The organism is Chloroflexota bacterium, assembly GCA_009840355.1.
In the GTDB taxonomy this organism is placed as follows: Bacteria; Chloroflexota; Dehalococcoidia; order Lucifugimonadales; family JADFKI01; genus Bin90.
On sequence record VXNZ01000050.1, the window covers coordinates 46,447 to 68,528 of the forward strand.

A 22,082-nucleotide genomic window follows, 5' to 3' on the forward strand; every position below is an offset into this window, starting at 1 on the left:
GCCGCTCTCATCTCCGAGCCGTCATAGGCTCTCCGGAATTAGCACCGATTCACGCGCCGCAAGACGCGAAAAGGTTGCCGGGCTTCACAGGGCCGGTCCCTCAGCCACTCTTGATAAGAGATATTTGTATTCGATTGTTAACGCAATCAATAGTACAGGGCGGTATAGTGGGTGTCAAGGAAATGTGCGGGAGCTGACATCAATTTACAGGATGGATAGGATAAGGCAAATTGGAGTATTGGCTGGGGATAAAGAAAATCCCCCGTGTGCCTGCGCCGAAAACGGGGGATGATTCTAAGTTCGGAGTTATGAGCTAAGCAACGATGTCCAATCCTCTATTGCTGTGCCCGATGTGCCAATAACTGCAATATCGGCATTTGTATGGATACACTTCCGCATACTTTATACAACGGAAGTGATTTATATCAATAGCGGCTTGCGCCGCTTCTGTTTGTGTCTGATACTTGCCCGTTTTTCTAATGCATGAGCACCACTCACAAGAACACCTTCCAAGTTTTGCCTTAACGCAGTTCCTAATATATCTAATGTTTTCATTGTCTTTTCTCCAATGCCTCTTCTTCTGATGCTTATTGGGTACAAATCCGCCATGATTCAGGTCCTCATCTTCATATCCATACGACCAACCAAAATGGAGCATAGAGCGCCTCCTCGACTAAAGGCGCAGACAACCTAAGCCTAACACAAAAGCAAGAAATTTCAAGGATCAACCCGCCGCCAAATTGACACTTGTCTGAAGGCGGTGCTACCATTGGCTTGTTGTTGGGCTTGGTATTCGGAGGGGCGCTTTGGCTGAAGAATACGCGGCAAATTGGACTGCGGCGCTCATCGTGGCGGGCGTTGGCGCGGCTGCTGTCGTCGGCATGTTCCTCGCATCCTACATCGTCGCGCCCAAGCGTCCGTCAGCCGTCAAGGACATCCCATACGAATGCGGCATCGAACCTGCGCCCTTTCGCTGGTCGCAGATTCAGATTCGCTACTATGTGTTCGCCATCCTGTTCCTGATATTCGACGTGGAAGCGGTATTCCTCTTCCCCTGGGCGGTCGTCTTCCTAGACACCATCCCCGCCGTCTTCTACGCGATGCTCATCTTCATCGCCATCCTGTTCTTCGGCGTGGTCTATGGCTGGCGCAAGGGGGTGCTGCATTGGCGATAACGCCGGAGACGAATCCGCAGGACGGCATTTCACAACAGGACGAATTATCACTGGGCCCCCTGGCGCAGCACGGCGGTATGACCCCATTGCCTATGGCGGACATGAAGCCGCTGGGCGTAGGGTACGAGCCCGGCAGGGGCAATTCGCCCGCCGACAGCGTACTGCACCGCGCGCTCCCCAACGCGCTCGTAGCCAAGTCGGACGAACTCTTCGCGCTCGCACGCAAGTCCTCGCTATGGACGCTTTCGTTCGGTCTCGCCTGCTGCGCCATCGAGATGATAAGCGCGCACATGTCGCACCACGACATAGACCGCTTCGGCATCGTTACCTGGCCATCGCCGCGTCAGGCGGATGTGATGATTGTCGCCGGCACGGTCGTCAAGAAGATGGCAGACCCGATAAAGCTGCTGTACGAGCAGATGCCCGACCCGAAATGGGTCATCGCGATGGGCAGCTGCGCCACGAACGGCGGACCATACTACCGCTCGTACTCGGTCGTGATGGGCGTTGACCACCTGATACCCGTCGATGTGTATGTGCCCGGCTGCCCACCGCGACCGGAGGCGCTGATGTTCGGCTTGATGCAGCTGCAGGAGAAAATCCGGCAAGACGCCAAGCAGCGCGAATAGGCGTCATCCACCATCATCTCCATCCTGTCCATCCTGTCAATTGCCTACGGTGAGCCGAGATGACAACGCCTTCAAATCGCCCTGCACGCCCACGCCGACCGCGCCGCGAACCAGTGAGCCCGACCGCGCCCGTAGCCCTAGACGCGCGCGGAGAGTCGCTGTCCGCCGTGCTGCAGGATGTGTTCGCAGACTTTGATGCGCAAGTCGGCGCCGCTGTGGACGAAGTTACGCTCACGGTGCGCCCGGACGATGTGCCAGCCGTATGCCGCATCGCGCGACAGCATCCCGATATAGACTGCGGCTACCTGCGCTGCCTGTCCGTAGTGGACTATGTGGAGCGTTTGGAGGTGAACTATCATCTGTTCTCTCTGGACAAGCGGCACAAGTTCGTGGTGAAGACAAACTTGCCGTCGGACGAGCCCGTCGTGCCAACCATAGTGTCCATTTGGCGCGGCGCAAACTGGTTCGAACGCGAGGCTCACGACCTGTTCGGCGTAGTCTTCGACGGCCATCCCGATATGTCGCCACTGCTGCTGTACGACGGGTTCGAGGGCTTTCCGGGGCGTAAAAGCTTCCCGTTTCATGATTATGATGAGTGGTAGAATTGATAGAGCCGACATCGATGAACAGGGTATTTCAGGATAGCAGCGAGGGAGCGTAGGCGCGATGGTTGAGCAGAAAGAGAAGAGTTACACGGCAACGACGCCTAGTGGATATGAGATAACGGTCGTTCACATGAGCAGAGAAGATGTCGAGCGCGAGCTTGCGCGCTTCGAGGCGAAGTATGCCATGAGTTCGGCAGAGTTCGCGGCGAAGTGGAACGCAGGCGAGTTGGATTGCGCCGTTCGGGATTACTTCAAGTGGGAAGCATACTGCGACTTCATGGCAGAAAGGCATGGCGCCAAGGAATTGGCAATCGAGCATTAGAATGTTCAAGAACTGATAATTGACTGAGGCAGGCGCGTGGACCCACTGCTGTACGATTATTTGGAGCACTGTATCGATGTCCTCACATCTGCGGGAAGTTACTCGATAGAAGATCGCGCCATAAGATATTTGAGAGAGTCGCTTGCAATAATGAGCGTCACTTTGAAATTCTATGGAGGCAGCCACCTGAGCGCGCAAATGAGAGTAGGTTTAGTCAGGAACATGCCTTTGCTGATCAGATATTCATTCCACTACATGGCGGCAGACGACAGTACCATATTCTACGACAATGCGCGCCATCACCAAGGATTGGAACACTTCCCGCATCACAAGCACATCGGCGCGAGCGAGCGCGTCATCGACTGCCCGCAGCCGACAATAGCGCAGATACGCGATGAAATTGTGGAACACTTGATTGGAGAGAGTTGCCAATGACAAAGGTAATGTACAAGGCAGAGATATTCCAAGAGGACGACTGCTTTGTCGGATATTGCCGCGAACTGGATGTATCAAGTTTCGGAGATACGCCCGAAGATGCCAAGGTGTCGCTGCAAGAAGCAATCGAGGCGTTCTTGGAGGGGTGCGAATATCTAGGGACGCTGGACAATGTGCTGACGGAATCGGGATTCGCAAAGTTCGGCGACACATGGAAATTGAGAGAACGCATAACTGAAGACAAAATTGCGGTTGTAGGTTGAGTTCATCAGCAAGGCGACTTACGCCCATACCATATCTGACCTTGGTGAGGTTATTTGAACTGGAAGGCTTCCGAATTGTGCGACAAAGGGGCGACCACATAATAATGACCAAGCCGGGTGTAAACCGTCCTGTTGTCATTAAGAGCAGCCCGCGCATGGTTGCCGTGACTCATATTCGCACTAATATGCGGACGGCGGGCATGAGCAGGGAGCGATATTTTCAATTGCTGGAACGGGTCAGATAACAATGCAACTCCACCAACAGCAAACCGATCAAGCAGACGCTCTTGACCTGATGGTCAATATGGGACCGCAGCATCCTAGCACGCATGGCGTGTTTCGCGTCGTCATTTGGGTGGACGGCGAGCGCATCGTCCGGGCGGAGCCGCATATAGGCTATTTGCATCGCGGCTCGGAGAAGCTTTGCGAGGGCGAGCTATATAGCCAAGTCATCACGCTGTTCGACCGCCTCGACTATGTGGGCAACCTGAACTGCGAACTCGCCTTCGTGCTTGCCACCGAGAAGCTGATGGGAATCGAAGTGCCGGAACGCGCCGAGCACATCCGCGTCATACTCGCCGAGCTGAACCGCATCGCAAGCCATCTGCTCTTCTACGGCGTCTATGGGCTGGACATGGGCGCGATGACGCCGATGCTCTACGGATTTCGCGAGCGCGAGCGCATTCAAGAACTGTTCGAGAGCGTTACCGGCGCGCGCCTGATGCACAACTACTTCCGCATCGGCGGCGTCAAGGAAGACCTACCGGCCGACTTCCCGGCGCGCATGCACCGCCTTATGGAGCAACTGCGGCAAGGCATCGCCGAGTGTGACGCGCTTCTATCGCAGAACGAAATGTTCCTCGCGCGCACGAAGGGCATCGGCGCAATAAGCGCTGAAGACGCCCTAGACTACGGCATCACCGGACCGGCGCTGCGAGCGAGCGGCGTGCCGGAAGATGTGCGCATATCCGAGCCGTATTCCATCTACGACCGCTTCGATTTCGGCATACCCGTCGGAACATACGGCGACTGCTGGGACAGGTACTATGTGCGCGTGGAAGAGATGCGCCAATCCGTTCGCATCATCGAGCAGGCGATGGCGTCGATGGAGTCGGGTCCCGTAATGGCAAGCGATAGGCGCATAGCGCGCCCGCGTCCGCCAAAGGGCGAGGTGTATGTCCGCACGGAATCGCCGCGCGGCGACTTCGCCGTCTTCCTGGTCAGCGACGGCACGGACAAGCCTTATCGCGTCAAAGTGCGCGCGCCGTCATTCGCCAACCTGCAAGCGTTCCAGCACATGCTACGCGACGCCTATGTCGCCGACGCCGTGGTGATTCTCGGCTCGATAGACATCATCCTGGGCGAAGTGGACAGGTAACGCGGGCGTTTAACAGGATGAGGTAGGATAGCGTTAACGACAAGAACAGAATCTCGGAGGATTACATGCAAATCACTGACATTACGGCGCACCTTGTGCATCCGGGCAAGGCGAAAAACCTGTGTTTCGTGAAGATTGACACGGACGAGGGCATACATGGCTGGGGAGAGTGCTACACGCAGTCCGACCGCGACACACAGATTGTCGCGCATGTGGAGCAGCTCAAGCGCTACCTCATCGGGCGCGACCCCACTAACATCAAGCACTTCATGCAGATGGCATTCGACGACTTTGCCGGCAGGCGCGGCGCGATGGACTACTACTGCGCCATCAGCGGCCTCGAGCACGCCATGTGGGACATCGCGGGCAAGGCTTATGGCGCGCCCGTGCATAAGCTCATCGGCGGCGCGTGTCGAGATAAGATTCGCGTCTATGCCAACGGCTGGTCCGGCGGCAACCCCACGCCCGAATCGCTCGCCGAGCGCGCATCCGAGGTCATAGAAGCAGGCTTCACCGCGCTCAAGTTCGACCCCATACCCGGACGCTGGCGCACATTTGTCGGCAAGGAAGTGGAAGACGCAGCCGTGGCGAATGTGCGCGCCGTCCGCGAAGCCGTAGGTCCCGATGTGGACATACTCGTTGAGATGCACCGCCGACTCGCGCCCATGCACGCCGTCCGCATCGCCCACGAGATCGAGCAGTACCGCCCGTTCTGGTACGAAGAACCCGTGCTCGCCGAGAACATCCCCGCGCTCGCCTCCGTGCGCCAGAAGATAAACATCCCCGTCGTGACCGGCGAGGAGCTTTACACCAAGTTCGAGTTCCGCGAGGTCTTCGAGAAGCAGGCGGCAGACATCCTCAACCCCGATGTCTGCAACGTCGGTGGCATCCTAGAACTCAAGGAAATCGCGGCAATGGCAGAGCCATACTTCGTCGTCATCTCGCCGCACAACTTCAACAGCACCACCGTCGGCTTGGCAGCAACCATACAAGTCTCAGCAGCCATACCCAACTTCCTCATAACCGAATACTTCGTCAACCTCGAAGACCTCGGCAACGACATCGCCAAGAACCCCTTCGAGGTCAAAGACGGCTACATCCAACTGCCCGATACCCCCGGACTAGGCATAGACCTAGACGAAGAGCGCCTCGCCGCCTATCCATACAAGCCCTTCCCGCCGCGCTCGCCCGCCCAAATCTGGGACGAGGGACCATAACTCACATCGATGTACAGGATAAGCAAGATGAATTTTGTGCCTTCCCCCTCGATGGGGGAAGGTTAGGATGGGGGTGTAGTGAATGAATTATGCTCAGTCCTATTGTTGTCAACTGACACTTGACACTTGACAACGCAACCCCGTAGTCTGTTGGCATGATAGTGTCGTTCAGAAATCGTCGGCTCGAAGCTCTCTACAACGGCAACGAGCGCAGGGTAGCGCCCCAACACTTGCGGAAGTTGAAGCGCATTCTCGGCCTCCTAGATATAAGCAGCACGCCAAGGGATATGGACATACCGGGCTTTCGTCTGCACTCCCTGACGGGCGACCTCAGAGGACACTACGCTGTCTGGGTATCGGCGAACTGGCGAGTAACTTTCAGGTTCGATGAAGACGGTAACGCCGCCGATGTCGATTACACCGATTACCACTAAGGAGACGCTGCTATGCCTATGCACAACCCGCCCCATCCCGGAGAAATCGTTAAGTATGAATGTCTCGAACCACTGGGCTTGACCGTAACGCGCGCCGCTGAAGGCTTAGGCATAACCCGGCAGGCGCTGTCCAATCTCGTGAATGAAAAGTCGGACATGTCGGTTGACATGGCGCTGCGGCTCTCGCAGGCGTTCGGCTCAACCCCGGAGACATGGCTGAGATTGCAGATGGCTCACGACCTGTGGCAAGCGCGAGAGCAAGCCGAACAAATCAAGGTCGAGCGATTCGCCGCAGCGAATACGGCCGATTAAGCGGCTGACGTTGATGTACAGGACAAGGTGAAAGCTGGACGACATGGAAGAAACCAAGATATGGTCCGTTGATGGCGATGGAACTTCTACAACGCAACTGGACACCACGAACCGGATGGAAACCGAAGGACGTCTTGAGGACATCCTGACTCGGAACCCGGACATGCTCGAAGATGGTTTACAGCTAGTTGGACGGCAAACATCAACCGCAGGTGGATGGCTCGACCTGCTCGGCGTGGACACCGACGGCAGGCTTGTTGTGTACGAACTGAAGCGCGGACGGCTGAACCGTGACGCAGTAGCGCAGGTGATAGACTATGCTTCAGACCTGGACACAAAGGAACAGGACGACCTGAGCAGTCATATAGAGCGACAATCGGGCAAGTATGGAATCGAGAAAATTGATGACTTCAAGGACTGGTATAGCAAATTGCGCGAAAGCAACGAGTTGCCAGAGGATGACCTTGAAGCCCTTAAGCCTCCCAGGATGGTCCTTGTAGGGCTAGGCGTTGATGACACTACTGAACGCATGGTGGGCTATATGGCGAGTGGTGGAATGGACATTTCGTTGCTAACATTCTACGGCTTCGCCAACACCGACGGCAAAATACTACTTGCCAGAAATGTAGAGGTGGGCAGCGACAGAATACCAGTAAACCAAGGCCCGCGCAGTCGCCACAGAAATCGTCGAGCGCAATTTGAGAGGAAAGCTCAAACTCTGCCGACGGATGTCCAAAATGTGCTGACCGAAATAGAGATCATGTTCAGAAGGCAACACAGCAGGTTCAGCAAAGGCTATTCAACCACACGGATGAATTTCAGCTTGGACTACTCATGGTATGACTTTCCGGGAATGGAATGGAAAAACAAAGCCGTAACGCTGTTTGTTGAAATTTCCAACGGCGACTATGTAAATCTTGGTTTTCATCCGGCAGCTGTCCACTTTGCGTCTGACGACGAGATTAACAAACTCAGGGACGAAGGCGTCAATTTTGAAAGAGTCGAATTAGCGGATAGTGGGTATGAGGCCATGCGACACTTTGAACAGATTAAGCATGAAATCAAATACCCGCTACGGTCGCTCGCCGATTGGGAAGAACACAGAGAAACGCTGACGGCGCTAACGCAGAAGGTCTGCAAGGCGTATGACGCCGCCAGAGAGGAGGCATTGTCAAACCAATAGATAACATCCCCTCCATCCCGTCCATCAATGTCAAACCCCAAGAAGGAGCCACCCCCATGCCCCAACAAACCACCCCCGACGACTTCCGCGCCCTCACGCAGCGCGCCGGTCTCAACCTCACCGACGACGAGCTTGAGCACCTCAAGCCGATGTACGACCACTATCTTGAACCCATCGCCCGCATGAATGCGCTGAACCTTGACGCCGAAGACTTGGCGGTCGTCTATTCGCCGGGCTGGGACCCGGAGGTGTAGCCATGACCACAGAATTGCATTATCTCACCATCGGCGAAGCAAGCGGGCTGCTGCAAAGCGGCGAGCTATCGCCCGTCGAGCTTACCCGCGCATTCCTCGAGCGCATCGACGCGCTCGACGACACGCTTGAATGCTACATCACGGTGCTGCACGACGGCGCTATGGCTGAGGCGCGGCAGGCGGAAGCCGAAATCCTGCGCGGCGACTATCGCGGTGCCATGCACGGCATACCCATCGCCCTCAAGGACCTCTACGATACTGAAGGCGTCCTCACCACCGCAAGCTCCAAGGTAATGGCAGACCGCGTTCCCACTGAGGACGCCACCACGACGGCGCGCCTGAGAGAGGCGGGCGCTGTGCTGCTAGGCAAGCTCGCCATGCACGAATTCGCGCTCGGCGGCCCCGACCCAACGAACGGCTTTCCACTCGCGCGCAACCCGTGGAACCTCGACCACATCCCCGGCGGATCGAGCAGTGGCTCCGGCGCGGGCATCGCCGCCGGGCTGTGCATGGGCACGCTCGGCTCTTGCACCGGCGGCAGCATTCGCGGACCGGCCGCGTTCTGCAGCATCGCCGGCATCAAGGCAACATACGGGCGCGTGAGCCGCTACGGCGTCGTGCCACTGAGCTGGACGCTCGACCACTGCGGGCCCATGACTTGGACTGTCGAAGATTCCGCCATTATGTTGCAGGCGATTGCCGGCTATGACCCGAAAGACCCGACGACCAGCCGCGCGCCGGTGCCGGACTACTCCGAGTCGCTGATAGATGACATTGAAGGCATGCGTATCGGCGTGCCGCGCCATTTCTTCTTCGCGGACGACCCCACGATCGACAAGGATGTTCTCTCAGCGGTGGACGACGCCCTGCAAGTCATGGAAGAATTGGGCGCGCATGTCGAAGAGGTCAATATCCCCATGCTGGAGCACGCAGGCGCAGCGCAGCCGGTCATAATGCTCAGCGAAGCGTTCGCCTATCACCAGAACAACCTGCGCGACACGCCCGAGCTTTTCGGCGAGATGGTGCGCGCGCGATTCCGCACGGGCGGGCTGTTCTCAGGCGGCGACTATGTGCAGGCGCAGCGCGTACGCAACGTGCTCAAGCGCGAGTTCGCCGAAGTGCTGCGCAATGTCGATGTCATCGTGTCGCCAACGATGTCCAACCCGGCGCCGCGCTTCGACGCGATGGACGCCATGACCACCTCGCGCGTGCCAAGCTTCACCGGACCGTACAACCTGACCGGCATGCCCGCCATATCCGTGCCGTGCGGCTTCACGCCGGCCGGCCTGCCCGTCGGGCTGCAAATCGCGGGCAAGCCCTTCGATGAACCGACGGTCTTCCGCGCCGCCCACGCCTACGAACGGCAAGCCCGCTTATTCGAGCGCCGCCCGGCAGTGTAACGGAGAGCGCTAGAGCCCAATCCTCCCCACCCTGTAAATCAAGTTAAGTCAAACCTACGGCGCTTGCAGCAACTGCAACAGGTTGCCGTCCGGGTCTTTGAAGGTGGCGACCCAGCCGCCCCAATGCTCGCGCTCCGGCGTTCTGACGAAGCGCACGCCGGAGGCGGTCAGCCGTTCGTGCAGCGCGTGGATTTCCGATGTGCCGAAGTTCACCATAATGCGCTGCGGCTCGGCGTTCTTGCCGCTCACTTCGGAGTGCTCGCCGATGTTGAAGCGCATGTCGCCCCACCTGAATGCGACGAAGTCCGGCCGTATGACATGCACGGGAAGCCGCAGCGTATCGCGGTAGAACGCCGTCATCGATTCCATGTGTTCTGTCCAAATTATCACGCCCACGATGCCGTCAATCATTGTTAATTTCCTTATTGTCTTTGTTGCTAGGCGTACTGCTTTGCACCATTCTAACCTGCCCCATAGGGGGATATGACTAGGTGAATGTTGGGGCATGGATAATTGTAGCATTTGCGCCCGTCGTTGATGTCCGTGCTTCCCTGTCCCGATTCTGCCATCCTTTAAGCCCCATCCTGGGCGGGATGGCGAACCTTTGCTAAAAATTCGGCGGCGGCTTTCGCCTTCAATTCTGGCGAAGTATGTGTATAATAGGTAACCAGAGACAGATGGGTGGTGGCCGAAAGCTAACTGAGGGTCTCTAGAAAGGAGGTTGCTGCATTGGATAGTAGTATGAGGAGGTGCTCCAGGTAGGTGTTCCCAGGAGCATCTTCTACACCAGGGAGGGGCTTTCCCGCTAGTCGGGGAAGCCCCTCTCTTTTCTTCAACATGTATCACATGATGGAGGTTTAACGCCGGTGGGCGATGTTATTGCCGCCCCTCGAAGAAGCGGCGCGGGTTGTCCACCATGATGTTGTGGATGTCCTCTTCGGTCGCGCCCAATTCACGCAGGCGTGGCAGCACCTGCCGCGTGATGAACAGGTAGCCGTGCGGATTCAGAACTTCGCGCATCTGCCGCGCTTCCTGATTGGCGATGAGCAGCGTCACCGCCCAGTCGTGCCCCAGCATTATGCGCCGCGCGTAGCCCGCCTCGATGAGGTTGTACGCCGTCTGCGTTCGCGCCTCCCAGTCGAGCGCTTCCGGTCTGCCGGGGTAGCGGTCCAGCCCGACCCAAACGCCCTTTTCCAGCAAGCCGGTCAGGTATTCCATATCGTCCGTGTCGTTGCTATGCCCGATATACACCTTGTTCAGGTCGATGCCTTCGTCCTCGAAAATGGCGACTTGCTGGTCGCCGACGCGTTCCGGCGCCCAGGTGTGCGTGGAGATTGGCACGCCTGTTACCCGCTGCGCCCGAGCCGCCGCGCGCAGGATAACCTCGCCCTCCGGCGTAACGCCTCCCATGTCGTTGGCGACCTTGATAATCCCCGCCTTTATGCCGGTGTCTTCGATGCCTTCTTCAATCTCGCGGATGTATAGCGGCGCGATGTCTTCCGGCGTCGCCGTCCAGAACACGCGCGGGATGTCGCGCCAAGTGCCGGTCGCGCAGACGATGTTCACGCCCGACCCACGCGACACCTCTGCGATGAGGCGGACGTCGCGTCCCAAGTCGATTGTCGAAACATCGACCATGCTGCGCAGCCCTTCGTCGTATGCCGCTTTAAGGTCGCGTATGCCGCGTTCAATAGAGCCGGCGCGGTCTATGAACTCCGGGTAAACCTGCTGAATCCCCGCAGACGACACAATCACATGCTCATGCGACAGCGTGAATCCCAAGTCCGCCGTGTCCATCGGCCCCAGCACCGAATTGATCGTCGCCATATCGGTAAAACCTCCGGTTTTAGTATGTCAGTATTTCGGTATTTCAGTTAGTCAGAACTTCGCTTTCTTAACGCAGGCGGTAATCAATGAAGCGAGCATACGCTTGACGCTAATTACTTGCTGGTTAACTCTATCGTAAGTCTGGTTGTCAATGTATGCCAAGTCGCGCGTCAGCAGTATGTGATATTCCAGTTCGCTGGCAGAACCCATGGCTATCTGCAAGAAGCGTCTCAACTCTGCATTGCCATACCTACCGCAGCCTTCAGCGATATTGGCGGGGACGGATGCCGCCGACCTGCGTAGCTGGCTGGTCAATCCGTATTGCTCATTGCGCGGAAGATTTTGCGTGATATTGTACACATCCAGAGTCAACTGATGACCATGCTTCCATACCCTCAAGTTCCTGAAATCCTGCACCGCGTAAACCTCTGACTTACTGATATACCGACAAACCGATATACCGACTTACTGACCAACTACACTATTACTCAGCACGCCGATACCGCTTATCTCCACATCGCACACGTCGCCCACCTTCATGTTGTCCGTCGCGCCGTCCGTGCCCATCCATATCATGTCGCCCGGATACAGCGTCAGGTAGCGTGTCATCGCGCTGATGTATGTTTCCACGCCGAAGACCATGTTGTTAGTGGCGAACTCCGAGACGACTTCGCCGTTCAGCCGTACCGTCGTCCGCAGCGAGTCCAGGTCAACATCGGTCTCGATCCACGGGCCCATCGGCTTAAAAGTGTCGCTGTTCTTGGCGCGCCACATCGTGCGGTCGCCTGCCTGCCAGGTGCGCTCGCTCACGTCGTTGCCGATAGTGTAGCCCAGCACGCAGGACAGCGCGTCCTCTTCTGACAGGTGCTTCGCTTCCTTACCGATAACCACCACCAGCTCGCCTTCGTACTGAAAGCGCTCGGTGGAGTCTGCCGGCTTGACGATGGGTTCGCCGTGCGCGATAAGCGCGTTGTTCGCACGGTAGCCGATATCCGGCTTTTGCGGAATATCCGGCTCGCGTCCGAGCAGCGCCGCCGCCTCACGCACATGCTCTTCGTAATTCACACCCGCCGCGTAAAACGTCTTCGGCTCAAAAGGCACGAGCAGCCGCGCATCCGCAAGCGCGCTGCGTCCGCCCGTGCGCTCATACCCATCGAACGGATCGCCGCTCACCTCCGCAATCTCATCGCCTTCTACAATCCCAAAAGCCGCGCCGCCATCCGCTTCATATCTTACCCAGCGCATTGCAAGCCTCCTTACATATCCAACAGCACATATCCAACAGCGTCTTTCGATTATCCATCCTGTTCATCGCTGTTAAATTTCTCCAGCCCAAACGCTTCTGCGACCAATTCATACGACCGCACTCTGTCCGCGAAATCGTAGCATATCGTTACGACGCCGATGTCGTTGGTGTCGTAGGCGTACGCGAGCGCCTCTATCTTGTCGCGCACATACTCGGGCGTGCCGTCGATGTAGCTTTCCTTTAGCTTCGACAGATACGCCCATTCGTCGGGACGGTATTCGTATGCGAGCGCCTCTTCGATGGGCGGCACGCCTTCGCGGATGTTCTGCACCGAGCGCACTCGCGACAGATTGCGGCTCGCGCCGATTCGCTGCGCATCCTCGTCCGTCTCGGCGCACAATACCTGCAGCGCGACATTCACCTTCGGCTCGGACAGATACTCGGACGGCTGGAAGTTCTGCCGATACATCTCGGCGATCGCCGGTCCGTGCTCTGTCGCCAGGCCGAAGAAGTGCGCGAAACTGAACGGCAAGCCCATCTCGGCTGCCATCGCCGCGCTGTCCGCACGCGAGCCGAGCAGCCACACATCGGGCGTGGTGAACTCGCCGGGACCGGCGTGCAGCGACGCGAAGGGATGCTCGCCGTCCACCGTGTCGTGCAGAAAGTTCAGCAGATCGCGCACGACGACCGGGTAGTGGCGCACATCGAGTTGCGGACGCGGATACGACAGCGCTGCCGCCGTAATCTGGTCGCTGCCCGGCGCGCGCCCAATGCCGAGGTCTATCCTGCCGGGGAAGAGCGTCTCCAACATACGGAACACCTCGGCGACCTTGAACGCGCTGTAGTGTGGCAGCATCACGCCGCCGCTGCCTACGCGAATGCTCTCCGTGTTCGCGGCAATCTGCCCGATGAGGATTTCCGGGCTAGTCCCGGCGAAGTTCGCCAAGTTGTGGTGCTCCGCCACCCAGAAGCGCCGGTAGCCCAGCCGCTCGACGGCGCGCGCCAGCTCGACGGTTTCCGTCAGCGCGTCTCGCGCCGTGCCGCCCTTCCGCACCGGCGACTGGTCCACGACACTGAGTTGTATATTGCTGCTCAATATTGCACCTTATTTCTCAGGTTGTACGGGCCTGCATCGCGCACGGTTCATCCCTCATCCTGCTCGTTCTGCCCATCCTGTCCATCGATGTTAATTCCCCGCCCTATCGGGGCATTGGCAGGCATGGAAAGAGACCTATATGCGCTAAATCGGCACTATCGTGTGGCTTTTCCACCGATTGATGGCAGACTGTCCGCGCGGGCTGACTTGGCGCTGCACTTGCACGTTGATGAGCGCAGGGCGTTCCAGTTTCAGGCAGCGTTCGAGCGCGGGATGAAGTTCCTCCGGGTTCTCTACGATTTCGCCGTGCCCGCCTAGTCCGCGCACCACTTGGTCGTAGCGCGTGGGCAGCAGGTCGGTGGCGACGGGCTTGCCATATACCCCAAGCTGAATCTGCCGGTCGATGCCCCACGCGGAGTCGTTTCCCATCACGCAGACGAACGGCAGGTTGTGCCGCACCGCCGTATCGTACTCCATGCCGTTGAAACCGAACGCGCCGTCGCCGCTGAACGCGATTACCCGTCTGTCCGGATGCGCCAATTTCGCCGCGAGCGCAGTCGGTATCGTGTGCCCAAGCATGCCGGACGGCGTTACATACAGCCAGCTCTTGGGAAACCGCGCAGGCAGGTACGCGCGCGCGAAATGGCAGTAGTCGCCGCCGTCGAATATCAGGTAGTCGTCCGGCGACAGCTGCTGCATCACGGTGCGGTGCACAAACATCGCATGCATCGGCGCGTCCGGCACTGCCAGCGATTCCAGGTGCTCCTGCCAAGCCCTGCGCTCTGCGCGAAGTTCGTTAAGCCAGGGCAAGTCCGACCACGCATGCTTGCCCGCCTCCGCCGTGAGCTGCCGCAGCGTGGCTTCGACATCGCCGGCGATTCCCACCGCCACCCCGCGATTGCGCCCGATTTCCGCTTCGGACGGATCGATCTGTATGACGGCGGCGTCCGCGCCTATCGTCGGCGCCATTGCGTAGCCGATAATCAGGTCTTGCTTGCGTCCGAGCATCAGCACGGCATCCGCATCGCGTATCTTGCGCGACGCTTGACTAAGCCCTTGATCGAAGAAACCTAGGCAGTAGGGATGTTCGTCCGACACCAGACCGCGCGCGTCTCCCTCTGTCAGCAGCGGGATGCGTGTCGTCTCGATGAACGCCTGCATCACCTCGCCGGAGCGCGAGTACGCCGCCGCGCTGCCCGCGACGATGAGCGGGCGCTCGGCGGCATGCAATATCGCAATCGCCTGCTCGATGTCCGCCTGCGATGCCTGTGCCGCGCCGATGCCGCGATATTCGTTCGGCGCGTAGAGCGCGACTTCGTCTTCGCTGACCATGTTCTGCTGAATGTCAACCGGAATGGTCAGATGCACGGGACCCCGCCGCCCGCTGTACGCCACGCGAAGGGCGTGCGCTATCATGTCCGGGATGCGCCGCGTGTCGGTAACCATCCACGCGCCCTTGCAGACGGGACGCGCCATGCCGACCTGATCGATCTCTTGCATCGCGCCGCGTCCCAGCTCAGCGAGTTCCGCGGAGCCGCTGATGGACAGCAGCGGACTTTCCGAGTGCTGCGCGTTGGCGAGACCGGGTATTGCGTTGGAAAAGCCCGGCGTCGTGTACATCGCCACGCCCGGCTCGCCGGTAATGCGGCCCCAAGCGTCCGCCATGTGCGCCGCCGCCTGCTCGTGCCGCGTGTCCACGAAGCGAAAGCCCATATCCGCCATCGTATCCAGTGCGGGCAGCACATGGTCGCCCGCAATCGTGAACACATTCTTCACGCCTTCAAGCGCCAGCGCCCTGCCAATCAGCTCACTGCCGCTCACCATCCCCGAACTTGGTGTAGTCATTGTTAACCTCTCATCAATTCTTTTGGTCTCCCTAATGTTAGATTGTTACGCCTTTAGGCACAACCACGCGCAGATTGCACAATAGCCGTCTCAATAGTCGTCCCCCCCACCAAGAAATGATATTAAATATCCGATAAATTGCACCAGAAACTATGTGCGCTTTCTTCGAAATCCTGCTAACATTAATCGTTGCCCTACCGCCTTATCTCTCCGCCCTCTTCGAGAAAGATTAGTAGAGAAGGTTAGAGTAAGGGGGCAAGCCCGGATTACGCCACACAAAGCCCAACTGAGAGTCGCCACATTGCTTTCAATCCACACCGATCCGTTTGACGATGCTTGGGTCGCCTTCGACCTCGAAACGACCGGACTCAACGCCGATAGAGGCGATGCCATTATCGAGATTGGTGCTGCCAAGTTTCAGGGCGGTAAAACGCTCGACACATTCGAGCGCTTCGTGAATCCACAGCGGAGAATATCCCCCTTCATCACGGCGCTGACCGGCATTCAACAGCGCGAGCTAGACCGCGCGGACACCATCGACCGCGTTGCGCCTGAATTCGTCGCATTCGTTGGCACTGCGCCCCTCATCGCACACAACGCAGGCTTTGACCTCGGCTTCTTGCGAAATAGCGGTATCGAGTTGCCGAACCCCATCGTGGATACATACGACCTTGCGTATGTTCTGCGACCGGACGAACCGAGTTACGCGTTGGAACAATTAGCGCAGAACTTGGAACTTCCGAATATCCGCAAGCAGCGCAAACAGGACAGGGCGCACCGCGCTGTCTATGACGCCATTGTAAGCAAAATGCTCTTCCTGAGCCTGCTGGAAGACGCCGCCGCGCTCGATCCGATGACGCTCGCCGCCATGCAGCGTATAGCGCAATCGTCTGGCTGGTCGATGTCGTATCTGCTTGATGGCATCGCCGCCAACCCGCGCGTTATATCCGGCGGTTACCCGCCTCTAACATCGTCAGCGATTGCGGAATCGTCCGATGCGTCTATACAGGATGCGAATTCAGACGAGGATGAGTCTAAAGTCGGCTTGAACGGATTGGATATGCAGCGCATCACCCGCAGATTGCACAGCGGCGGTGCGCTGAAAGAGAACGAGCGAATAACGCCCATCGATGCGGATATGGTCGCGTCGATGTTCAGCGAAGGCGGCGAGCTTTCGCGGGCGCTGGACGGCTTTGAGTCGCGCGCCGAACAAGTACAGATGGCGCAGGCGGTTACGGAGGCTATCAACGACGGCGAGCGCATCATCATCGAGGCGGGCACCGGCGTCGGCAAGTCGCTCGCGTACCTGCTGCCCGCCGCGCTCTACGCCCTCGCCAACGGCAAGCGCGTGGTCATTTCCACCAACACCATAAACCTTCAAGAGCAGCTGCTGAACAAGGATGTGCCCATCCTCGTAGAGGCGCTGAAGTTTGCGGACGACGACGGCGAAGAAGACGAAGACGGGCTGCGATTCGCCTCGCTGAAGGGACGCGCGAATTACCTGTGCATGCGCCGCTGGAACGCAATGTACGCCTCCGAGCCGACTTCTGAAGAGGCGCGACTGCTCGCCAAGACTATGCTCTGGCTGCAATCGACCGCGAGCGGCGACCGCGCCGAAATCAACTTAGGGCATCGCGACGCAGCCGCTCCGTGGGACAGGTTGTCTGCGAACAACGCGCGTGGCTGTATGCGAAATGAGAGCGTCTGCTTCCTGCGCGCTGCCCGCGAACGCGCCGCCGCGTCGCACCTGATTGTCGTCAACCACGCGCTGCTTCTGTCGAACGCGCTCGTAGGCAGGATAATTCCGGACTACGATGTGCTAATCATCGACGAAGCGCACCATCTCGAAGAGGAAGCCACCAAGCATCTCGGCTTCGAGCTGACGCAGGCGCGCTTCGGCGAACATTTCCAGAATCTAAGCGGCGACGCCGGGCTGCCCAATCAGGCAACTATGGCATTCCGCACCGCGCTGTCGGATGTTACAGACCGCAAGGAAACCGTGGATACGGTCGTCGATGAGATTGCGAGGCTGATGCCCCGCGTGCGCGATTATGTCCCGCGTACTTTGGCGCAAATGGGAACGATGGTGAAGCCCACGGACAGCGGACGCCAGCAGCCGGCATACGCGCAGCAGGTTCGCGTCACGAAGGGCATGCGGGCGAATCCGAAGTGGTCCGAGATAGAAATCGGCTGGGAGAACGCGGACCTTGCGCTCCTAGAACTGGGCAAGCTGCTGGGGAATTTGCACAAGGCATTGGAAGGCATGGACGAGGCGGGCTTGCTAAACTACGAATCGCTGATGAACGATCTTGCCGACGCAGCGCAGGCGAACGATACGCTGCGCCGCAATCTGCACGAATTCGTGGTCGCGCCGGAGGACGACGCAATTTACTGGCTCACGCTGTCGGCACAGCGCCAAGACTTGTCGCTGCACGCCGCGCCGCTGCATGTCGCGGAACATCTGGACGACCTGATATTCTCGCAGACCCGCAGCGTCATAATGACCAGCGCGACGCTCAGCACAGAGCAGAACTTCAATCACATCGTGGAACGCACCGGCTTCAAGGACGCGCGCGCACTGCTGCTAGGCTCTCCATTCGACTACCCGAATGTCGCCGCGCTCTGCCTGCCGAACGACATACCCGCGCCGAATTCGTGGGCGTATCAGGATGCGCTGGACAACACTATAAAGGATACCGCGATCGCCGCCGATGGACGCACGATGGCGCTCTTCACATCGTACAGCGCGCTGCGCAAGACGGCGTCCAACATCAGGAACGACCTGAAGGCGCGCGGCATAGAGGTCTTGCAGCAGGGCAATGATGGTCCGCCGGCTCAGATCGTGCGCCGCTTCATGCAGAATCCGCGCGCCGTGCTGCTGGGCACCGCCAGCTTCTGGGAGGGCGTTGATCTGCCCGGCGATGCGCTCAGCGCACTGATAATCGCCAAACTGCCCTTCGATGTGCCCAATGAGCCAGTCTTCCAGGCGCGCTCCGAGTTGTACGACAACGCCTTTATGCAGTACAGCGTGCCCCGCGCGATACTGCGTCTGCGGCAGGGCTTCGGCCGCCTAATCCGCACCAAAACCGACAGAGGCGTGGTCGTAATCCTAGACGGCAGAGTAACCGGCAGCCGCTACGGCTCCGCCTTCCTGCGCTCCCTACCCCCAGCCCGCCAAGTGAAGTGCAGCCTACACGAGATACCAGCGGTTGTCCGGAAGCAGCTGCACGGTTAGCGGCGCGATACGAATCCGTTCTCCCATGCTATACTGTCGCTAAATCAGACTACGGATAATGGAAGAATTTGACAACCCTGCGCGACGACTCCGAGCAAAGAGTGGCGATATGGTCGATAGCGCCCCAGGCAATCGGGGCGTACTTCGCCATATTCTTGGCGCAATACATACCGCTGGTGACGATGGAAGCATACGCGCGCATACAGCAGGCGCAAGGCGATTCGTTCAGCGAGATAGCGCGCGACATCGTAAGGTCATCAGGTCCCCTGGGTGGTGGCGCCGCAATGAACGCCCTAGCCGTCGCGCTATGTGTGGAGGCAATAATGGTTCTAGCAAGCTGGCTAAGAAAAAAACAACTCGAGGAGGGAATCAAGATAGGGCGCACGGAAGGCGTTGAAATCGGCGTTCAGAAAGAGCGCAGGCGGACGCACGCCAAACTGCGCGCATGGGCGAAAGAGAACGGCGTTCCTTTCGAAAACCTGCCGATTGATATTGGGGATGAGGACGACGATTAGCGCCTGACTTCGCTTGCCACGCGAAATCATATCATCCGCACGAAGCTGCACGGCTTATCCTGACGCGCCATCCAAATAGCGCTTATGGTGGAACATGTACTGGTTCGCGTAGCCGGCGTGCATGCCGTAGCGGTCTAGCGCCCACTCGCGCATCTCGCGCTTTTGTTTTTCGGTGGGCGCGGACTTGTTGCCGTTGCGGTTTAGTGGCGGTGGAACGGGGGCGTCCGGATACCAGTCTCGCAGCGCCTTCACTATCCACACATCCACCGGGAACGCCTGCGGCTTGTCCAGCGAGAACAACAGCACGCAGTTCGCCACCTTGTCCGCGACTCCGCGCAGCTTGACCAATTCTGCGAGCGCGTGGTCGTACTCTGACTCTCTCAGCGCGTACAAATCCGGACCGTCGCCCGCGACAATCCCTTGCGCTGCCCCTATCACGTTCTGCGCGCGAAAGCCTAACTTCAGGTCGCGCAATGCTTGCTCACCGGCATCGCATAGTGCGCCGGGAGGCGGGAATGCGCTTCTGCTGCCAGCCGACTCCACACCCGAATCGCCGTTATCCTCCGGCGACATATCAAACTGCGGCAGCGCACTGCCATAGTTCGCCGCCATGTTCTCGACGTTCTGCGTGATGCGTGGGATGTTGTTGTTCGCAGAGCAGATGAAGGATACTAGGCACTCCCAAGGCTCCTGTCGCAGCACACGCAGCCCACGATGCCGCTCAACCGCGTCAGCGAGATGCTCGTCCTCGCTCAGCGCCGTGTATATCGCGTCCATGTCATCGTCCACGCGAAGATAGTCGCGCACAAGCGGCTCAAGCGACGCCTCCCTGTCCGGCGCACTCGTGAACTCGATGCCATCATCGACGCGGCGCATCCTGACCGCATTGCCAAATATCACGCCGCCGAACCAGCCATCACCCTCATCGCGCCACCGGAACGCCTGCCCGCCGCAAAGCGTGGCGCGCAAGTCATAAGCCCCCGCAAACGGAATCAGCATAGCCAAACCTTCCTACGCAAATATCAACTGAAAGGCGATTATACCATCCTATACATCCTGTCTATCCTGTTAATTCCGGTGTTGAGAATAGGGCATCGTAGTTTCTGCTAGAATCAGGGACATGCTTGCATCCGCACTTGTTGACAAGCCGACTTACCGCTGGTGGGTGTTTTCCGCCGTTGCGCTGGGGACTTTGACCTCGGTCGTCAATCACGGCGGTATGTCTGTCGCACTTCCGACCATCGCGCAGTACTTCGACGCTGACCTATCGACGGTGCAGTGGGTTGTCATAGCAGAAGGGCTGGCGATAAGCGCCCTTCTGCTGCCGATGGGCAGGCTATCCGACATCGTGGGCAGGAAGCTCATATATGTCGTCGGGCTTGTCATCTTTGTCGCGGCAGCTATATTCGCCGCGACCTCTGGCAGCATTATCGCGCTGATTGCCGCCAAAGCCGTGCAGGGGCTTGGCGCGGCGATGACGCAGGGCACCGGCATGGCGATGATTACCACCGTCTTCCCCAGCGAAGAGCGCGGCAAAGGTATCGGATCGCATGCGAGCGTCGTTGGTACGGGCGGCGTGCTTGGTCCCATCGCCGGTGGCTTCCTGATAACCGCATTCGACTGGCGGTGGCTGTTCTACATCAACATCCTGATGGGCATCGCCACGATGATTGTCGTGCTGCTGATAATCCGCGGCGATGTGTTCCGGCAGGACTCGCGCAACCGCAGCTACGACTACGCAGGCGCGGCGCTGTCCACCGCGGTGCTGCTATCCTTCCTGCTCACCGTGTCCAACGGCTCGCGCATGGGCTGGACGTCTCCGCCGATAATGCTCGGCGCGATGGGATTTTTCGCGTTCCTAGTAGCGTTCATCTGGTGGGAAATGCGCGCATCGTCGCCTATGCTGGATATGTCAATGTTCCGCAGCAGGGTGTTCAGCATCGGCATCGGTACGAACTTCATGTCGTTCTTGGGCATAACGTCGTCGCGATTTTTGCTGCCATTCTACCTTCAGGCGGCGCTGGGATACACACCGGCGCTGGTGGGCTTGGCGCTGCTGCCCAATGCCGCAAGCAGGATTGTGATGGGGCCAGTCAGCGGACGCCTGTCCGACCGATACGGCTGGAAGCCATTCAACATCATCGGGCTGCTGCTGTCCGCGAGCGGTTTGGTTGTCCTCGCATTCCTCTCCGCATCGACATCCATAGTCATTGTAATCGCCGGCATACTCTTGCAGAGCATCGGGTCCGGACTCTTCCAATCGCCCAACTCCGCGTCGATATTCAGCGCGGCTACGCCGGAGCGGCACGGCGTGGTCGCTGCGTTCGTGAACCTATCTCGCAACTCCGGCAATGTGACGGGCACGGCAGTCGCCGCGTCCATCGTTACCGCTGTAATGGTCGGCGCAGGCTTTGAAGTGAAGATAGACGCCGTGCTCGACGCGGCACCCGGCTCGGCACTGCTGGACTCGTTCTTGGACGGGCTGCAGACGGCGTTTCTAACAATGGCGACGCTGCAAATCATCGGCGCGATAGCATCCGTATTCAAGACCGACCCAAAACCCGAAATACCGGCAGACCTGACGCCCGACACGGTTGGCGCGCGGCGGTGAAATTGACATTCACATACAGGGAAATACAGGATGGGCAGGATTTGGCTTGGCGCGTTGTATCCTGCACTTCCTGTCCATCGACCTTAATTGTATCGATGAA

General features: G+C 58.5%; 24 protein-coding genes and 1 riboswitch. Of the genes, 17 read left to right on the forward strand and 7 right to left on the reverse strand.

Annotation, left to right across the window (positions count from 1 at the left end):
- Positions 1-4: 4 nt before the first annotated feature.
- A riboswitch (SAM riboswitch) is annotated at positions 5-120 on the reverse strand.
- 761 nt (positions 121-881) lie between these two features.
- From F4X57_13275 to F4X57_13340, 14 genes are all read left to right on the forward strand, one after another.
- Complete coding sequence (locus F4X57_13275; GenBank protein MYC08122.1) at positions 882-1,175, forward strand: NADH-quinone oxidoreductase subunit A; 294 nt, start codon at positions 882-884, stop codon at positions 1,173-1,175.
- A gap of 101 nt (positions 1,176-1,276) precedes the next feature.
- Positions 1,277-1,804, forward strand: a complete 528-nt coding sequence (locus F4X57_13280) for an NADH-quinone oxidoreductase subunit B (protein MYC08123.1) — start codon at positions 1,277-1,279, stop codon at positions 1,802-1,804.
- A 59-nt stretch (positions 1,805-1,863) separates the two neighbouring features.
- Entirely contained in the window at positions 1,864-2,406 is a 543-nt protein-coding gene (locus F4X57_13285; GenBank protein MYC08124.1) for an NADH-quinone oxidoreductase subunit C, read from the forward strand.
- A gap of 64 nt (positions 2,407-2,470) precedes the next feature.
- Positions 2,471-2,731: a hypothetical protein gene (locus tag F4X57_13290; GenBank protein ID MYC08125.1), complete on the forward strand. Its 261-nt coding sequence runs from the start codon at positions 2,471-2,473 to the stop codon at positions 2,729-2,731.
- A 228-nt stretch (positions 2,732-2,959) separates the two neighbouring features.
- Positions 2,960-3,166, forward strand: a complete 207-nt coding sequence (locus F4X57_13295; protein MYC08126.1) for a hypothetical protein — start codon at positions 2,960-2,962, stop codon at positions 3,164-3,166.
- Positions 3,163-3,429 carry a type II toxin-antitoxin system HicB family antitoxin gene (locus F4X57_13300; protein ID MYC08127.1) on the forward strand — a complete coding sequence of 89 codons (267 nt, stop codon included), beginning with the start codon at positions 3,163-3,165 and terminating at the stop codon, positions 3,427-3,429. The genes F4X57_13295 and F4X57_13300 overlap by 4 nt, the downstream gene beginning before the upstream one ends.
- A complete protein-coding gene (locus F4X57_13305; protein ID MYC08128.1) occupies positions 3,426-3,674 on the forward strand; it encodes a type II toxin-antitoxin system HicA family toxin in 249 nt (82 codons plus the stop codon). Before F4X57_13300 ends, F4X57_13305 begins: the two co-directional genes overlap by 4 nt.
- Before the next feature lie 2 nt (positions 3,675-3,676).
- On the forward strand, positions 3,677-4,807 hold the full coding sequence (locus F4X57_13310; GenBank protein ID MYC08129.1) for an NADH-quinone oxidoreductase subunit D: 1,131 nt from the start codon (positions 3,677-3,679) through the stop codon (positions 4,805-4,807).
- A 65-nt stretch (positions 4,808-4,872) separates the two neighbouring features.
- Positions 4,873-6,024: a galactonate dehydratase gene (gene dgoD, locus F4X57_13315; GenBank protein ID MYC08130.1), complete on the forward strand. Its 1,152-nt coding sequence runs from the start codon at positions 4,873-4,875 to the stop codon at positions 6,022-6,024.
- A gap of 155 nt (positions 6,025-6,179) precedes the next feature.
- Positions 6,180-6,458 carry a Killer protein gene (locus tag F4X57_13320; GenBank protein MYC08131.1) on the forward strand — a complete coding sequence of 93 codons (279 nt, stop codon included), beginning with the start codon at positions 6,180-6,182 and terminating at the stop codon, positions 6,456-6,458.
- A gap of 12 nt (positions 6,459-6,470) precedes the next feature.
- Positions 6,471-6,770 (forward strand): HigA family addiction module antidote protein, encoded by a 300-nt coding sequence (locus F4X57_13325; protein ID MYC08132.1) that lies wholly within the window; start codon positions 6,471-6,473, stop codon positions 6,768-6,770.
- A gap of 43 nt (positions 6,771-6,813) precedes the next feature.
- Positions 6,814-7,953 (forward strand): DUF91 domain-containing protein, encoded by a 1,140-nt coding sequence (locus F4X57_13330; GenBank protein ID MYC08133.1) that lies wholly within the window; start codon positions 6,814-6,816, stop codon positions 7,951-7,953.
- A 56-nt stretch (positions 7,954-8,009) separates the two neighbouring features.
- Positions 8,010-8,207, forward strand: a complete 198-nt coding sequence (locus F4X57_13335) for a hypothetical protein (protein ID MYC08134.1) — start codon at positions 8,010-8,012, stop codon at positions 8,205-8,207.
- A 2-nt stretch (positions 8,208-8,209) separates the two neighbouring features.
- Positions 8,210-9,607, forward strand: a complete 1,398-nt coding sequence (locus tag F4X57_13340) for an aspartyl/glutamyl-tRNA amidotransferase subunit A (protein ID MYC08135.1) — start codon at positions 8,210-8,212, stop codon at positions 9,605-9,607.
- Between the two features lie 54 nt (positions 9,608-9,661).
- Here the strand turns inward: F4X57_13340 and F4X57_13345 are convergent, their stop codons facing one another.
- The 6 genes from F4X57_13345 to F4X57_13370 all read right to left on the reverse strand — a co-directional run bounded on the left by F4X57_13345 (position 9,662) and on the right by F4X57_13370 (position 15,621).
- Positions 9,662-10,129 carry a hypothetical protein gene (locus tag F4X57_13345; GenBank protein ID MYC08136.1) on the reverse strand — a complete coding sequence of 156 codons (468 nt, stop codon included), beginning with the start codon at positions 10,127-10,129 and terminating at the stop codon, positions 9,662-9,664.
- A 354-nt stretch (positions 10,130-10,483) separates the two neighbouring features.
- Positions 10,484-11,434: a phosphotriesterase-related protein gene (locus tag F4X57_13350; GenBank protein MYC08137.1), complete on the reverse strand. Its 951-nt coding sequence runs from the start codon at positions 11,432-11,434 to the stop codon at positions 10,484-10,486.
- A 51-nt stretch (positions 11,435-11,485) separates the two neighbouring features.
- The gene (locus tag F4X57_13355; protein ID MYC08138.1) at positions 11,486-11,851 is read right to left on the reverse strand and encodes a four helix bundle protein; all 366 of its coding nucleotides are present in this window, start codon (positions 11,849-11,851) and stop codon (positions 11,486-11,488) included.
- Between the two features lie 48 nt (positions 11,852-11,899).
- Positions 11,900-12,679 (reverse strand): fumarylacetoacetate hydrolase family protein, encoded by a 780-nt coding sequence (locus tag F4X57_13360; protein ID MYC08139.1) that lies wholly within the window; start codon positions 12,677-12,679, stop codon positions 11,900-11,902.
- 50 nt (positions 12,680-12,729) lie between these two features.
- Complete coding sequence (locus F4X57_13365) at positions 12,730-13,779, reverse strand: LLM class flavin-dependent oxidoreductase (GenBank protein MYC08140.1); 1,050 nt, start codon at positions 13,777-13,779, stop codon at positions 12,730-12,732.
- A gap of 141 nt (positions 13,780-13,920) precedes the next feature.
- Positions 13,921-15,621 carry a thiamine pyrophosphate-binding protein gene (locus F4X57_13370; protein MYC08141.1) on the reverse strand — a complete coding sequence of 567 codons (1,701 nt, stop codon included), beginning with the start codon at positions 15,619-15,621 and terminating at the stop codon, positions 13,921-13,923.
- 301 nt (positions 15,622-15,922) lie between these two features.
- Here F4X57_13370 and F4X57_13375 point away from each other — a divergent pair, with 301 nt between their 5' ends.
- The gene (locus F4X57_13375) at positions 15,923-18,856 is read left to right on the forward strand and encodes a DEAD/DEAH box helicase (protein ID MYC08142.1); all 2,934 of its coding nucleotides are present in this window, start codon (positions 15,923-15,925) and stop codon (positions 18,854-18,856) included.
- A 68-nt stretch (positions 18,857-18,924) separates the two neighbouring features.
- Positions 18,925-19,371, forward strand: coding sequence for a hypothetical protein (locus F4X57_13380; GenBank protein ID MYC08143.1), 447 nt, complete (start codon positions 18,925-18,927; stop codon positions 19,369-19,371).
- A gap of 54 nt (positions 19,372-19,425) precedes the next feature.
- On the opposite strand, the gene F4X57_13385 is transcribed toward F4X57_13380, so the two are convergent.
- A complete protein-coding gene (locus F4X57_13385) occupies positions 19,426-20,370 on the reverse strand; it encodes a hypothetical protein (GenBank protein ID MYC08144.1) in 945 nt (314 codons plus the stop codon).
- Between the two features lie 121 nt (positions 20,371-20,491).
- Between F4X57_13385 and F4X57_13390 the strand changes: the two genes are divergently transcribed.
- Complete coding sequence (locus F4X57_13390) at positions 20,492-21,982, forward strand: MFS transporter (protein ID MYC08145.1); 1,491 nt, start codon at positions 20,492-20,494, stop codon at positions 21,980-21,982.
- Positions 21,983-22,082 lie beyond the last annotated feature (100 nt).

Excerpts from the sequence above, each read along its gene's own strand:
- F4X57_13275 (MYC08122.1), top strand. The coding sequence starts at position 882 with ATGTTCCTCGCATCCTACATCGTCGCGCCCAAGCGTCCGTCAGCCGTC.
- F4X57_13280 (MYC08123.1), top strand. The coding sequence starts at position 1,277 with ATGAAGCCGCTGGGCGTAGGGTACGAGCCCGGCAGGGGCAATTCGCCC.
- F4X57_13285 (MYC08124.1), top strand. The coding sequence starts at position 1,864 with ATGACAACGCCTTCAAATCGCCCTGCACGCCCACGCCGACCGCGCCGC.
- F4X57_13290 (MYC08125.1), top strand. The coding sequence starts at position 2,471 with ATGGTTGAGCAGAAAGAGAAGAGTTACACGGCAACGACGCCTAGTGGA.
- F4X57_13300 (MYC08127.1), top strand. The coding sequence starts at position 3,163 with ATGACAAAGGTAATGTACAAGGCAGAGATATTCCAAGAGGACGACTGC.
- F4X57_13310 (MYC08129.1), top strand. The coding sequence starts at position 3,677 with ATGCAACTCCACCAACAGCAAACCGATCAAGCAGACGCTCTTGACCTG.
- dgoD (MYC08130.1), top strand. The coding sequence starts at position 4,873 with ATGCAAATCACTGACATTACGGCGCACCTTGTGCATCCGGGCAAGGCG.
- F4X57_13320 (MYC08131.1), top strand. The coding sequence starts at position 6,180 with ATGATAGTGTCGTTCAGAAATCGTCGGCTCGAAGCTCTCTACAACGGC.
- F4X57_13325 (MYC08132.1), top strand. The coding sequence starts at position 6,471 with ATGCCTATGCACAACCCGCCCCATCCCGGAGAAATCGTTAAGTATGAA.
- F4X57_13330 (MYC08133.1), top strand. The coding sequence starts at position 6,814 with ATGGAAGAAACCAAGATATGGTCCGTTGATGGCGATGGAACTTCTACA.
- F4X57_13335 (MYC08134.1), top strand. The coding sequence starts at position 8,010 with ATGCCCCAACAAACCACCCCCGACGACTTCCGCGCCCTCACGCAGCGC.
- F4X57_13340 (MYC08135.1), top strand. The coding sequence starts at position 8,210 with ATGACCACAGAATTGCATTATCTCACCATCGGCGAAGCAAGCGGGCTG.
- F4X57_13345 (MYC08136.1), bottom strand. The coding sequence starts at position 10,129 with ATGCTACAATTATCCATGCCCCAACATTCACCTAGTCATATCCCCCTA.
- F4X57_13350 (MYC08137.1), bottom strand. The coding sequence starts at position 11,434 with ATGGCGACGATCAATTCGGTGCTGGGGCCGATGGACACGGCGGACTTG.
- F4X57_13360 (MYC08139.1), bottom strand. The coding sequence starts at position 12,679 with ATGCGCTGGGTAAGATATGAAGCGGATGGCGGCGCGGCTTTTGGGATT.
- F4X57_13370 (MYC08141.1), bottom strand. The coding sequence starts at position 15,621 with ATGACTACACCAAGTTCGGGGATGGTGAGCGGCAGTGAGCTGATTGGC.
- F4X57_13385 (MYC08144.1), bottom strand. The coding sequence starts at position 20,370 with ATGCTGATTCCGTTTGCGGGGGCTTATGACTTGCGCGCCACGCTTTGC.
- F4X57_13390 (MYC08145.1), top strand. The coding sequence starts at position 20,492 with ATGCTTGCATCCGCACTTGTTGACAAGCCGACTTACCGCTGGTGGGTG.